The organism is Citrifermentans bemidjiense Bem (genome assembly GCF_000020725.1).
GTDB lineage: Bacteria > Desulfobacterota > Desulfuromonadia > Geobacterales > Geobacteraceae > Geomonas > Geomonas bemidjiensis.
The window spans coordinates 160,945-174,602 of record NC_011146.1 but is presented as its reverse complement, the minus strand read 5'-3'; the positions used below and the strand labels follow the sequence as shown (position 1 = coordinate 174,602).

8 protein-coding genes are annotated in these 13,658 nt (G+C 62.2%); 5 read left to right on the top strand and 3 right to left on the bottom strand.

The window, feature by feature from the left end:
• Positions 1-107: 107 nt before the first annotated feature.
• The 5 genes from ku (at position 108) to GBEM_RS00695 (ending at position 4,973) form a co-directional block, all read left to right on the top strand.
• Positions 108-887: a non-homologous end joining protein Ku gene (ku, locus tag GBEM_RS00715; RefSeq protein ID WP_012528580.1), complete on the top strand. Its 780-nt coding sequence runs from the start codon at positions 108-110 to the stop codon at positions 885-887.
• Between the two features lie 206 nt (positions 888-1,093).
• The gene (locus GBEM_RS00710) at positions 1,094-1,822 is read left to right on the top strand and encodes an SRPBCC family protein (RefSeq protein ID WP_012528579.1); all 729 of its coding nucleotides are present in this window, start codon (positions 1,094-1,096) and stop codon (positions 1,820-1,822) included.
• 47 nt (positions 1,823-1,869) lie between these two features.
• Entirely contained in the window at positions 1,870-3,075 is a 1,206-nt protein-coding gene (locus GBEM_RS00705; RefSeq protein WP_012528578.1) for a zinc-dependent alcohol dehydrogenase, read from the top strand.
• Between the two features lie 36 nt (positions 3,076-3,111).
• A complete protein-coding gene (locus GBEM_RS00700; protein WP_012528577.1) occupies positions 3,112-3,972 on the top strand; it encodes an SDR family oxidoreductase in 861 nt (286 codons plus the stop codon).
• A gap of 50 nt (positions 3,973-4,022) precedes the next feature.
• Complete coding sequence (locus GBEM_RS00695) at positions 4,023-4,973, top strand: YihY/virulence factor BrkB family protein (protein WP_012528576.1); 951 nt, start codon at positions 4,023-4,025, stop codon at positions 4,971-4,973.
• A 123-nt stretch (positions 4,974-5,096) separates the two neighbouring features.
• Here GBEM_RS00695 and treS read toward each other — a convergent pair whose 3' ends face one another.
• The 3 genes from treS to GBEM_RS00680 form a co-directional block, all read right to left on the bottom strand.
• Entirely contained in the window at positions 5,097-8,447 is a 3,351-nt protein-coding gene (treS, locus tag GBEM_RS00690; protein ID WP_012528575.1) for a maltose alpha-D-glucosyltransferase, read from the bottom strand.
• Between the two features lie 193 nt (positions 8,448-8,640).
• Positions 8,641-10,623, bottom strand: a complete 1,983-nt coding sequence (locus GBEM_RS00685; protein ID WP_012528574.1) for an alpha-1,4-glucan--maltose-1-phosphate maltosyltransferase — start codon at positions 10,621-10,623, stop codon at positions 8,641-8,643.
• A gap of 40 nt (positions 10,624-10,663) precedes the next feature.
• Positions 10,664-13,648, bottom strand: coding sequence for a malto-oligosyltrehalose synthase (locus tag GBEM_RS00680; protein ID WP_012528573.1), 2,985 nt, complete (start codon positions 13,646-13,648; stop codon positions 10,664-10,666).
• Positions 13,649-13,658 lie beyond the last annotated feature (10 nt).

The following is a 13,658-nucleotide window of genomic DNA, read 5'->3' as shown; positions in this document are numbered from 1 at the left end:
GGCGCGGTGCTCCATTGATGGTAAAATCCACCTGCATCGACAAATTCAGCAGTGTAAACCGCGCCGTGCCTCGTCGAACAAGGTACGGCAAGGTGAGGAGGTGAGACATGAGGGCGATGTGGTCCGGTTCGATCAGCTTTGGCCTGGTGAATATCCCGGTGAAGCTTTACAGCGGTTCCCAAAGCAACACGCTTGACTTGGACATGCTGCGCAAGAGCGATCTCTGCCCCATCAAATACCTGAGGGTCTGCAAAAATGACAATCAGGAGGTCCCCTATGAGGAGATCGTGAAAGGGTATGAGTACAGCGACGGCGAATACATCGTGCTGACCGACCAGGACTTCGAGAACGCGAGCCTGGAAAAAACCCACCTCATCGATATCGTCGATTTCATAGACGAGCGGGAGATCGACACCAGGTTCTTCGAGAAGCCGTACTACCTGGAACCGGAGAAGACCGGGCCCAAAGCGTACGCGCTCTTGAGGGAGGCGCTGAAGCGTTCGGGAAAGGTGGGAGTAGCACATTACGTGCTCAGGAACAGGGGGAGCATCGGCATCTTAAGACCGCTGGACCAGGTGCTGGTGCTGAACCAGATCAGGTATGCCGAGGAGGTGCGGGACGCCTCGGACCTGAAACTTCCGGGGGACGAGAACCTGCGCGAGCAGGAGGTGACGCTGGCGCTTTCCCTGATCGACCAATTGACGGTGAAGTTCGACCCAGAGAAATACAAGGACCAGTACGTAGACGACCTGAAGCGGATCATAGAGGAAAAGGCCCAGGGAAGAATGCCCGCCCCCCAGGCCAAACAGCCTCCTCCACCGAGAGTCGCCGACATGATGGCGCTTTTGAAGGAGAGCATTAAGCAGAAAAGAAAAGAGGCTGCCTGAAGCAACGAAAAGGGGACAGGCTACTTTTCCGAACAAATAAGTAGCCTGTCCCCTTCCCCCCCATCCGACCGGCTCATCCTCACCTGATTTTTGACCATCCAAAATCCCCCCACGTCTGTTGCAATCCAAAGTCGCTGTGTTAGTTTATTTCAATTCTTAAAAGATACTAATAAAAAACAGCATCGATGGTTCTAAGGAGGATAAGCATGGAAACCAGCGCAACCGAGCAGAGCCGCGCGTACCGGGGGCAAAGCAGACAAAAGCGGGTGAACGTGGGGCCGGGAGAGCGGAAGGCATCCATGGCAGGCGGAGCGGCCCTGGCCCTCTCCGGGCTCTGGAGCATCGGCAGGCGGAACTACCTCTCCGGCCTGGCCATGATTGCCAGCGGAGGGATGCTCCTTTACCGGGGACAGACCGGACACTGCGGCATGTATGAGGCGATGGGGGTGGACACCGTGCACACACAGGGATCGGGACTGCGCATAGAGAAGGTGGTGACCATCGGCCTGCCGCCGCACCAGGTCTACGAGTTCTGGCGCCACCTGGACAACCTGCCCCGTTTCATGAAGCATCTGGAATCGGTGCAGGTCACCGGCGAGCGTACCTCGCACTGGAAAGCGGTCGGACCCGGCGGGCTCTCTACGGAATGGGACGCAGAGATGATGGAGGACACCCCGGGGCAGCAGATCAGCTGGCACTCGGTGGGAAGCGCCGACATTCCCAACAAGGGAACGGTGGAGTTCAAGGAGGCCCCCGGCAACCGCGGCACCGAGGTGCGGGTAAGCATCGACTACTACCCCCCCGGCGGCACCGCCGGAAGGGCCGCAATGAAGATCGCTCACGGACTGAACGCCCAGCAGCTGGAAGAGGATCTCAAGCGCTTGAAGCAGATCCTCGAAGTGGGCGAGGAGACGACCGCGAGGCGGACCGCCTAATAAAACCGAGCCGAGCGCCCGGAACCGGGACGCGACAAGGAGGAGATATGAGGGCAGTATGCTGGCATGGCAAACAGGACGTGCGGGTGGACACCGTGCCCGACCCGGAGATCGTACAGAAGGGGGACGTCATCGTTAAGGTCGCCCTCACCTGCATCTGCGGTTCCGACCTGCACCTTTACAACGGCTACGTCCCCACCATGAAAAAGGGGGACATCCTGGGGCACGAGTTCGTCGGTGAGATCGTCGCGGCCTGCCCCGGCGTCACCCACTTCAGGGTCGGCGACCGCGTCATCGTGCCGTTTCCCATCAGTTGCGGCGCGTGCTGGTACTGCAAGCACGAGCTCTGGTCGCTTTGCGACAACACCAACCCGAACTCCTGGATGATGGAACACATCTACGGCGACACCGGCGGCGGGATCTTCGGTTACTCCCATCTCTACGGGGGGTATGCGGGCGGCCAGGCTGAATACGTCCGCGTTCCCTTCGCCGACGTGGGGCTCGAGAAGATACCGGACGGGATACCGTACGAGCAAGTGGTGCTCCTAACCGACATAATGCCGACCGGCTACCAGGCCGCCGTCTACTGCAATATCAACCCGGGGGATACCGTCGCCGTCTGGGGATGCGGACCGGTGGGGCTTCTGGCCATGAAATCGGCGAAGCTTCTCGGAGCCGAGCGGGTGATCGGCATCGACCGGTTCCCCGACCGCCTGCAGATGGCGCACAGCCAGTGCCAGGCCGAGGTGCTCAACTACGAGGAGGTGGACGTAGCCGAGCAGTTGCAGAACATGACCGGCGGCCGCGGCCCCGACTCCTGCATCGACGCGGTCGGCCTCGAGGCCCGCGGCACAGGCATAGAGGATGTCTACGACCTGGTGAAACAGACACTGCGTCTGGAGACCGACCGTGCCTCTGCGCTGCGCCAGCTGGTTCGGGCGTGCCGCAAAGGAGGCACCCTTTCTATCTCCGGTGTCTACAGCGGATTCATCGACAAGTTCCCCATGGGGGCCATCTTCGCCAAAGGGCTCACCGTGCGCGGAGGGCAGGCCCACGTGCACAAGTACCTCCCTCACCTGGTGAAGCTGGTCGCGGAGCAGCAGATCGATCCCTCCTCCATCATCACCCACAGGATGTCGCTGGAGGACGCGCCCGCCGGCTACCGCACCTTCCTGAAGAAGCAGGATTCCTGCATCAAGATCGCGCTCACACCGGAGCACGCCGCCCCGAAGACAGAACCAGCCTCCCCGTAACCCGGCCGCGCAGCACGCCGTCAAAGGAGATACCAGATGCCGACCGAAGAAGGGAAACAGTTCCCGCCGCAGCGCCAGGCGCAGCCGGGAAAAGAAGCCGAGATGACGCCCCGGCCGCAAAGCGGCGAGTTCGAGTACCGCGGGGCCGGAAAGCTGCAGGGAAAAACCGCCCTCATCACCGGCGGCGACAGCGGCATCGGCCGGGCCGTCGCCATCGCCTTTGCCCGCGAGGGTGCCAACATCGCTTTCGGATACCTGGAGGAAGACCAGGACGCGAAAGAGACCCGGGACATCGTGGAGCGGGAGGGGGTGCGCTGCCTCGCCTTCCGGGGCGACGTGGGTCAGGAGCAGTTCTGCCTCGACATCGTGAAAAAGACGTTGGAGGCATTTGGCCGGCTGGACATAGTGGTGAACAACGCGGCCGAGCAACATTACCGCGAGAGCATAGAAGAGATCTCCTCTGAGCAGTTGGAGCGGACCTTCAGGACCAACATCTTTTCCTATTTCTACCTGGTGAAGGCCGCTCTCAAGCATTTGCAAGAAGGATCGCGGATCATCAACACCACCTCGGTAACCGCCTACAAGGGAAACCCCAACCTCCTCGACTACTCCTCCACTAAGGGGGCCATCGTTGCCTTCACCCGCTCCCTTGCCCTCTCGCTCGCTGGAAAGGGGATCCTGGTGAACGCCGTCGCCCCAGGTCCGATCTGGACCCCGCTCATCCCCGGAACCTTTCCGGAGGAGAAGACCGAGCAGTTCGGCGGGAACGTGCTTTTGAAGAGGGCGGGACAGCCGGTGGAAGTGGCCCACAGCTACGTCTTCCTCGCCTCCGAAGGGGGCTCCTACATGACCGGGCAGGTGCTGCACCCAAACGGCGGAACCATCGTAGGAGGGTAGCTAACCCTTGCCTCGCAAGGTGGCAGGGTGACCACGTCAAGGAGCCGACCATGTTCTCACTGCGCAGATACTTCAAGCTGGGCGACACGAGCTACAAGGAACTGGCCAAACGGGCCTTCAAGAAATTCTCGGAAGAGGACTGCCCGGAGCACGCCGCCGCCATGGCGTACTACTTCCTGTTCGCCTCCTTTCCATTCCTCCTCTTCCTGACCACGCTGATCGCCTACCTGCCGATCCCGCACCTACTGGATTACGTGCTGGACAACGCCTCCAGGGTTCTTCCCGGCGAAACTTTCACGCTGATCGAGGACAACATCCAGGCGCTGTTCACCAACAAGAAGCAAGGGCTCCTCTCCATGGGGATCGTCCTTGCACTCTGGGCCTCCTCCAACGCTATCGTTTCCGTCATGGACGCCATGAACAACCTCTACGACGTCAAGGAAGGGCGCCCCTTCTGGAAGGTGCGCCTGATCGCCATCGGGCTGGTGATCGGGCTGTCGGTGCTGTTCCTCGTTGCCATGGCGGCGCTCATGTTCGGCAACCAGATCGGCGACTACGTAGCCGGCCTGATCAACTTCGGCGGGGCGTTCAAGGTGGCATGGTTCGCCGCCCTGGTGCCGGTCACCCTGTTCGTCCTCGTCCTCGCCGTCGCGGTCATTTACTACTTCACCCCCGACGTCGAGCACCAATGGGTCTGGATCAGCCCCGGCGCCGTGATCGCCATCCCGAGCTGGATCCTGATGTCCCTGGCGTTTTCGTATTACATCAACAACTTCGGCTCCTACGACAAGACCTACGGCAGTATCGGCGCGGTGATCGTGCTGCTGCTCTGGCTTTACCTGACCGGGCTCATCATCCTGGCGGGCGCCGTGGTCAATTCGGTGATCGAGCACAGCTCTGCGGAAGGGAAGAAACCGGGTGAGAAGGTGGCGGGAGAGGTGAGCGATCCGCGCGAGGACGTGAACGAAGAGATGAAGGAAGAAAAGGACCAGAAGCGCTAGCACCGCGGTGAATAAGCCCAGCGCACGGCGCACTGTAAAAAGGGGACAGGCTGCTTTTTGATTGAAAAAGTAGCCTGTCCCCTTTTGCTGCGGCTCCTCCCCCTGGAGGGGGCGGGGCGAACATCATTGCCCCCCCAGCTTGGGACCGCTCTTTTCCGACGCCAGCAGGTTCACAATGCCCCGCAGCGGTATCGAGACCCAGTGCGGGCGGTTGTTCAGTTCGTACCCCAGTTCGTAGATTGCCTTGTCCAGCATGAAGCAGCGCAGCATCGTCTCCACGTCCTGCGGGTGGTCCGGCATGAAGTTGCAACCTTCCACCCCCTTTTGGTAGGAGGCGAGGAAAAGGGCGGAGTTGTACCGGCACCAAGCCTGGATCCAGGGGAGCAGGAAGGCTACGTCCTCTTCCCGGACCTGGGGCCTCTGCATGAGCACGGCGTGGGCGGCATACTCGAAGGAGCGCATCATCCCCGCCACGTCCCTGAGCGGCGACTGCTTGATCCGGCGCTCTCCCAGGGATTTCACCGGTTCCCCTTCGAAGTCCATGATCAGGAAATCGTCTCCGGTGTAGAGGAGTTGCCCCAGATGGTAGTCGCCATGCACCCGCGTCTTCATCGCCGAAAACTTGCTGGCGGTGAACTTCTGCAGGGCTCCCTGCACCTCCGGTTCCATCCCCAGAAGCGCCTCGGCCTCCGGCACTAGTTCTTGGGGAAGCCGGCCCAGGTTCCGGCGTAAGAGGTCGAAGACCTTCCTGGTGCGGCTGCGCATCGACTGGTACACCGAGCGCTGGTAAAGAAGCGCAAAGGGTTCGGGCGCGAAGGAGGGGTCGTCGCTGCGGGAGGAAAGGGCCAGGTGCAGCTCCGCCGTGCGCTTTCCGATCAGGGCCACCATCTCCGGGTACAACCCCTGGATCAGATCATGCAGCACGGTGGAGAAGCCGGTGGCCGCGGTGTCCGGTTGGGCGACGGCGGGAGTCCCAGATTCCTTCGCCTCCTCGCGATGGGCCAGCACACGATCGATGAACTGCCCCGCTTCCCCGAGGGTGAAGGCCCAGGCATCCCCCTGGTTGGGGACGAAGGCCTGCAGCATCCCGATAGCCACCGGCTCCAGCCCGGGTCGCCGGTACTCGATGGTCCCGGCCAGGGGCGCCACGTGCTGGAAATGGATCCGGTCCGAGAGGAACCTCCCGATCTCCACTTCCGGATGCGCCCCCTCCTCCAGGCGCCGGTACAGCTTCAGGAAGAAGTGCTTGTCGAAGAGCATCGAGGTGTTGCTCTGCTCCGATTTCCCCACCTGGGAGACGAACGGAGGCTCCTTCCCTTCCATGAGCGCGCCCATCCCGCCGGCCGGGCGCCCGGAGAGCCTCCCCCCGTCGGTGCGGATCGCCTTGCGGCGCCAGATCATCTCGAAAAGCGACCAGCGGAAGTGAGAGTTGTAGGTGCCGTCGTAGAGGACTCCGACCTTGTCGCCGATGCGCAGCTTGCAGACGACGGCGGCCGGCGTCTCGGTAAGGATCCCTTCGCCTCCGCCGTCCATGGGGACGAAATGCAGCGGCAGCAGGTAGGTCTCCGGCGCCCCCTCGCTGTAGCTCACCTCCAAAAGCGTGAGGATGACCGAGGAGCTGTTGACCGGGACGGGTACCTTCTCCATCACCGAAAAGCGGACCATGATCCGGCTCTTCCCCTGGAACCAGCGGGACCTCTTCAGGTATTCGGGAAGGACCGACTGTTCCAGCTGCCTGAGCCCCGCCGACCTCAGCACGTTTTCCCAGCTGCCGGTGACCGGAACCTCTTCCAGCACCCCCTCCTCCCGAGGCTTGACCTCTTCGCTTCCGTCCTTCATGAGCAGAAGGTGGTAATCGTAAGCTCCCAGGATGACGCCATAAGGGGAGTCCTTGATGACCGGGAACCGGTTGCGGCTGAACATCTCCTCGGGATAAAAGCCGGCGAAGCGCGGCTGGTTCACCTGCACGAACTGCGTGGAACGGGATAGGTTGATCAGCACCACGATGGACTGATCCTCATATTTCCTGACCATGGCCAGCACCTTGGAGTTCTCAATCGGCATGAACTCGACGCTCCCCCAGCCGAAGGCCTTGAACCGCTTCCTCAGATCGATCATCCGCTTCATCCACCAAAGAAGCGAAGAGGGGTTCTTCGCCTGGTTCTCGACGTTGCGCGCCTCGTAGTGGTACTCCGGGTCGATGATGGCGGGGAGGTAGAGCTTTTGCGGGTTCACCGGGGAGAAGCCGGCGTTTCGGTCCGGGCTCCATTGCATCGGCGTGCGCACCCCGTTGCGGTCGCCGAGATAATAGTTGTCCCCCATGCCGATCTCGTCGCCGTAGTAGATGATGGGGGTGCCGGGAAGGCAGAAAAGAAGGACGTTCATCAGCTCTATCTTGCGCCGGTCGTCCCCCATGAGCGGCGCCAGCCGGCGCCGGATCCCCAGGTTGATGCGCGCCCTCGGGTCGCGTGCGTAGATCCGGTACATGTAGTCCCGCTCCTCGTCGGTCACCATCTCCAGGGTGAGCTCGTCGTGGTTTCTTAGGAAGAGCGCCCACTGGCACTGCTGCGGTATGACCGGGGTCTGCTGCAGGATGTTGATGATGGGGAAGGAATCCTCCATCTGCAGCGCCATGAACATGCGGGGCATGAGCGGGAAATGGAAGCACATCTGGCAGGCGGCTCCCCCCCCGAAATAGGAGGCTGCGTCCTCCGGCCATTGGTTGGCCTCGGCCAGGAGCATCCGGTCCGGGTACTTGGCGTCGATGTAGGCGCGCAGCTTCTTCAGGAACTCGTAGGTTTCCGGCAGGTTCTCGCAGTTGGTCCCCTCACGCTCGTAGAGGTAGGGGACGGCGTCGAGCCTGAGGCCGTCCACCCCCATCCCCAGCCAGAAGTCGATGACCCGGAACATCGCCTCGTGCACCCGGGGATTGTCGTAGTTGAGGTCGGGCTGGTGCGAATAGAACCGGTGCCAGAAGTAGCTCTTGGCGACGGGATCGCGGGTCCAGTTGGAGACCTCGAAATCCTTGAAGATGATGCGGGCGTCCAGGTACTTGTCGGGGGTGTCGGACCAGACGTAAAAGTCGCGCCAGGGGGAGCCCGGCTTCGAGGTGCGGGATTTCTGGAACCAGGGGTGCTGGTCCGAGGTGTGGTTTAAGACCAGCTCGGTGATGACCCGCATGCCGAGGGCGTGGGCACCCTTCAGGAAGTCCTGAAAATCGCGCAGGGTGCCGTAGTCCGGGTGAACGCTGCGGTAGTCGGCGATGTCGTAGCCGTCGTCCTTCAGGGGAGAGGGATAGAAGGGGAGCACCCAGATGGCGGTGATCCCCAGGTCGCGCAGGTAGGGGAGTTTTTGCAACAGCCCCCGGAAGTCTCCGATGCCGTCCCCGTTGCTGTCGCAAAAACTCCTGATGTGCACCTCGTAGACGATGGCGTCCTTGAACCAGAGCGGGTTTTTGTCGCTGCGCTGTGGCATGGCTTTACCCCTTTTAGTTACTTCGGAGGGACCGGCGGTGAAGCCACCAGCCTATGACGTGGCACCTTCCCCCACCCCCGCGCCCCCTCCCGCAAGTGGAGGGGGGAGTCGTTGATAGGTAGGTGAGTGATCCGCCCTGCCGCTTCCACAGGGCAAGGGGGACTCGATGTTAGCGGGACAGAATCGCCGCCTGCTATAAGTAGTAATCGAAGTCGGATTCCTTGCGGAGCCAGGTGCTGAGGCGGAAGATCCCTGCCGGCGCCAGCTGCGGGTCGAGGGTTACGCTGGCCCACTCCCCCTGCCAGATGGAGCGCTCGCCGTTCAAGAGGTCGTGCAACAGGTACGACTGTCCGGACAGGACACCGAGAAGCCCCAGCGGCAGGCGCAGTTTCGCGCTGCGGACCCGGAAAGGGTCGAGGTTCACGGCGACCAGGAGCGAGGCGCCCGGCTTACCGGAGGTCTTCACGAAAAAGAGCACGCTGTCGCTGTCGGACTCCAGGAACTGCACGTTGCAGGTCTCCTGCAGCGCCGAATACTCGCGCCGGATCCGGTTCAGCTTGGAGATCAGCTCCCTGATGTTCCCGGGCCCCTTGCGGTCCCATGGGCGGATCTCGTACTTCTCGGCGTCCTTGTATTCCTCGGATCCGGCGGCCTCCGCCGTCGGGATGCAGAGCTCGAACGCCGGGCCGTATATGCCGAAGTTGGAGGAAAGCGTCGCCGCCAGCGTCACCCGGATCATGAAAGCGGCACGGCCCCCGTACTGCAGGTACTCGGTCAGGATGTCCGGGGTGTTGGGCCAGAAGTTGGGGCGCATGAACTCCTTCGCGTCGCTTCGGGTCAACTCCGTCAGGTACTCGGTCAGCTCCCGCTTGCTGTTGCGCCAGGCGAAATAGCTGTAGGACTGCGAGAAGCCGAGCTTCGCCAGCCGGTACATGATCTTTTGCCTGGTGAACGCCTCGGCGAGGAAGATGACGTTTGGATCCTTCTCCCTCGCCTTGGCGATGATCCATTCCCACATGGGAAAGGGCTTCGTGTGCGGGTTGTCCACCCGGAAGATGCGCACCCCCCGGTCCATCCAGAAGAAGAAGATGCTCTTCAGCTCCTCCCAAAGCTCCTGCCACTGCGGCGTCTCGAAGTTGAACGGGACGATGTCCTGGTATTTCTTGGGAGGGTTCTCCGCGTACTGGACCGTGCCGTCCGGCCTCCAGAGAAACCATTCGGGATGCTCCTTCAGGTAGGGGTGGTCCGGCGAGCACTGGAAGGCGATGTCGAGGGCGATCTCGATGCCGTGCCGATCCGCTTCGAGGACCAGGGCCTGGAAATCCTCCAGTGTTCCCAGTTCGGGATGTATAGACTTGTGCCCACCCTCAGGCGAGCCGATGGCCCAGGGGCTCCCCGGGTCCCCGGGCTCCGCCTCGACCTGGTTCGCCTTCCCCTTTCTCTTGCTGGTGCCGATGGGGTGAATGGGGGGGAGATAGAGCACGTCGAAGCCAAGCTCAGCGATGTCTGGGAGGATCGCGATGCAGTCCTTCAGCGTGCCGTGCCTCCCTTCCGCTCCCCCCAGGGAGCGCGGGAAGAGTTCGTACCAGCTGCTGAAGAGCGCCTTTTTCCGGTCCACCCGGACCACAAGATCCTTGTGGTAGCGGGTGGCGAGGCCGCGGGCGCAGCAGGTGCTGACCAGATCGGCAAGCCGGCTGTCGAGTCCGAGCGCCACCGCCCCTTCCAGCTCCGGTTCCTGGTTCAGCGCTTCCACCGCCTGGCGCAGCTTCGCGTCGTCCGGCTCCTTCGCCTCCTTGGCCGCCTGCGACAGGATGCTGCTGCCGATCTTCAAGTCGACCGAGACATCCTGCCCCGCCTCGAACCTTTTCTGCAGGTCGCGCTGCCAGGTGCGGAAATGGTCCACCCAGCCGAGGAGGCTGTACTCGTAGAACCCCGGTTCCCCGAGCTTGAAGCTCCCCTGCCAGCGGTCGTTCTCCAGGCGCTGCATCTGGGTCTCCTGCCACACTTCATCCCCCTGGCGGCGGTAGAGCAGCATGGCCACCACCTCTTCGTGGCCGTCGCTGAAGATGTCCGCCTGCACCGCCATCTCGTCGCCCGTTACCCGCTGCACGGCGAACCGGCCACAATCGATCTGCGGGTGGACCCCCTCTATCGCTATCCGCGCTCTGCCTTCCATAGCTTCTCCCTTATGCGGAGCGGGCTTGTCCGCCGTAGCTTTACGCGGAGGCGGACTCCAAGAGCGCCACGCTCACCTGCCCGAAGAGCCGCGCCAGCGGGATCACCTGCTCCCCTCCCTGTTCCTGCGCCTCCAGTTCCTCGCCGTTGACGATGTTCCTGAACCTGCCGCCGCACCCTTCCGGCAGTACCAGGACCGTGTCCTGCCAGGCCTCCTCCCCCAAGGGGAGGCTTCCCTCCGCCGGCATCAGGGTCGCCACCAGCCGCGCGGCGGCGGCTATCACGGTCTTTTCCTTCCCCTTGCGGGCGAAGGCGCAGATGTGCCGCTCCCGCGTCCCCTTTGCCTCCAGCGGCAGGTACTCCCCCCCTTCGAAGGGGCCGCGGTTGCTCCTGCGGTAGTTCAAGACCCGGTAGATGAGATAGAGCTTGATCCTGCCGTCTTTCGCCTTCCCCATCAGTTCGCGGCAGAGCGCTTCCGGACCCGTTTCAGCCTCGCGCGCCTTGAGGTCGGCGAGCAGCTCAACCCTCTTGCCGTAATCGACCTGGCGGCGGTTGTCCGGGTCGACCAGGGTGAACTCGAAGAGCTCGGTCCCCTGGTAGAAGTCCGGAACCCCGGGGGAGACCATCTTCAGGAAGGTCTGCGAAAGCGAGCTGAAGATGCCGCAGCGCGCCAACCGCCTTTGCAGCGGCAGGAACTCGCGCAGAAACACGTTTTCCGGCCCCGGCTCCAGGATCCGGTCCACGAACGAGGTCACCCCTTCCTCGTAGGCGGTGTTCGGGCTCACCCAACTGGTGTTGACCTTGGCCTCCCGGAGCGCCTTGACCATGTAGTCCCGGACCCTCCCCTTGAGGCTCTTGTACTCTTCCTGGTCCATCTCGCCTGCCGGCCAGACCCCCAGAAGGATCTGGTACAGGAGGTACTCCTCGTTGCGGTCGGGCACCGGCTGGTTCTCAATGGAGGTGCTCTTCCCCTTGTTGAACCGGCTCCACCTGACCACGGACTTCTGCCAGAGCTCCGGGATCTCGGATAGCGCATCGATCCTGGTGCGTACGTCCTCGCCGCGCTTGGAGTCGTGGGTAGCGGTGGCGATCATGGCGTGGGGAAAGGTCTTGTTACGGTCGAGATTCTGGCCGTGGAACGCCTCGAGGGTGGTGCCGAACTTCCCGGGCATCCCCCCGACGTCGTTCAACGAAACCAGCCGGTTATAGACGTAGAAGGCTGTGTCCTCGAGCCCTTTGGCCATCACCGGCCCGGTTATCTGTTGGAAACGCATGGCGAAGTAGAGCCAGGCGCGGCGGTCGTTCTCGGTCGCACGCTCCGGCGATTTCAACAAGAGCACGTCCCTCACGAAGTCAAACACGGAGCCGCTGATGGCCGGGTTGCGCCGCTTGGCCTTATATACGGCCGCCTCGATGTACTGCACGTCCTTGTCGCGCACGGAGGCCGAGTTGGCGTAGGTGCGGTACACCGGGAAACAGGCGATGACCTCGCTGATGGCGCGGGCCAGGCTGTTCAGGGTGAAGTCGCGGGTGAGCCGATCCTGCTCGGCGATGTTGTTCAACTGGTGCGCCAGCATGTTCCTCTCGCCGGAGAGCGATACCTGCATCACCAGCTTCTTCTTTTCGTAGACGAGATCAGGGAAATCTCCCCCCCACTTCACGAACCGGTCGTAGAGTCGGTCCATCTGCTTCGCCTTCTCGGTGGCCACGAAGATGCCGTTCAAGCTGTTCAAAAAGTCGTACCCCGTGGTCCCGAAGACCGGCCACTGGTCGGGGAGCAGTTCCCCCTTCATCAGGATCTTCTCCACCACTGCGTAGAAAGGCTTGTAGCAGGGGTCCGTCTCCAGGAGCGCGTTATATTCCTTCTCGAGCGCCTCTTTCTTCTCCTCCCCGTTATCCGCGGGAAACGTGGAGCCTGCCTGCCGCAACTGGAAGTAACTGCTTTTCTGGAGGTTCTGCAGATAGGAAACGGGATCGTAGAGCCCGTCCACGTGGTCGATGCGGACGCCGGTGACCTTCCCCTCCCGGATCAGCCGGAACAAGAGCGTGTGGGTCAGGTCGTACACCGCCTGGTCTTCCATCCTGATGGCGGCAAGGCCGTTGATGTCGAAGAAGCGCCGGTAGTTGATCTCCTCCGTAGCCACCCGCCAGTAGGAGAGGCGGTACGCCTGGTCCCGCAAGAGTTTGTCCATAAGATCGAAGCTGCGCGGGTCCCCCTTGCTGCCATTGAAGCTCTTCACGTTGTCCGCGATGAAGGCGGCCACCTCCGGCGACTCATGGCAAAGCTGCCAGAGCCTCTTTTTGATGATCTCCTTCTCGCGGTGCCGCTCGCCCATCTTCTCCGGGTCCTGCTCGGTCGCCAGCGGCAGGTGCTGCAGCGCCGTCTCGATGCTCAAAAGTTCCTCGACCGGCGCCGCCTCGGCCGGGAACTTCTCCTTCAACGCGTCCAGCCGGTACTGGAGGATCTGCAGGTAGCTCCTAGGCTCCAGCGGGATCTGCAGCGCGTAGACCTGGACGAAGAAGGCACCCTCCTTGAAAATGAGCTGCAATCCGCCGCTTTCCAACACCTTGCCGTACTGATCCCCCAGAAGCGGCAGCAGCACCTTCCCGGTCAGCTCCTTTTTTACCGGCTCCCAATCGATATCGAAGAAGTGCGCGTAGGGGGAGCTCATCCCGTTTTCGAGGACGTCCATCCACCAGAGGTTCTCACCACTCTCGATGCACATGTGGTTGGGTACGAAGTCCAGGATATGCCCCATCCCGTGCCGCTTGAGCTCCTCCACCATGGCGAGGTGGCTCTGCTCGTCCCCAACTTCCTTGTTCAGCACGGTCTGGTTCACCACGTCGTAGCCGTGAACGCTTCCTTCCTTGGCAGCCAGGTACGAGGAGGCGTAGACGTCGCTAATCCCAAGATCGTTCAGGTATCCGATGATCCTGGTGGCGTCCGCGAAGGTGAACCCGGCGTTGAACTGCAGCCGGTAGGTGGCCGTCGGGATTCTCGCAGCCGGCTTATAATTCTCTGCCATGCTCCCCCCT

Bases quoted from the DNA above. Each gene is read 5' to 3' on its own strand.
- ku (WP_012528580.1), top strand. From the start codon at position 108: ATGAGGGCGATGTGGTCCGGTTCGATCAGCTTTGGCCTGGTGAATATC.
- GBEM_RS00710 (WP_012528579.1), top strand. From the start codon at position 1,094: ATGGAAACCAGCGCAACCGAGCAGAGCCGCGCGTACCGGGGGCAAAGC.
- GBEM_RS00705 (WP_012528578.1), top strand. From the start codon at position 1,870: ATGAGGGCAGTATGCTGGCATGGCAAACAGGACGTGCGGGTGGACACC.
- GBEM_RS00700 (WP_012528577.1), top strand. From the start codon at position 3,112: ATGCCGACCGAAGAAGGGAAACAGTTCCCGCCGCAGCGCCAGGCGCAG.
- GBEM_RS00695 (WP_012528576.1), top strand. From the start codon at position 4,023: ATGTTCTCACTGCGCAGATACTTCAAGCTGGGCGACACGAGCTACAAG.
- treS (WP_012528575.1), bottom strand. From the start codon at position 8,447: ATGCCACAGCGCAGCGACAAAAACCCGCTCTGGTTCAAGGACGCCATC.
- GBEM_RS00685 (WP_012528574.1), bottom strand. From the start codon at position 10,623: ATGGAAGGCAGAGCGCGGATAGCGATAGAGGGGGTCCACCCGCAGATC.
- GBEM_RS00680 (WP_012528573.1), bottom strand. From the start codon at position 13,648: ATGGCAGAGAATTATAAGCCGGCTGCGAGAATCCCGACGGCCACCTAC.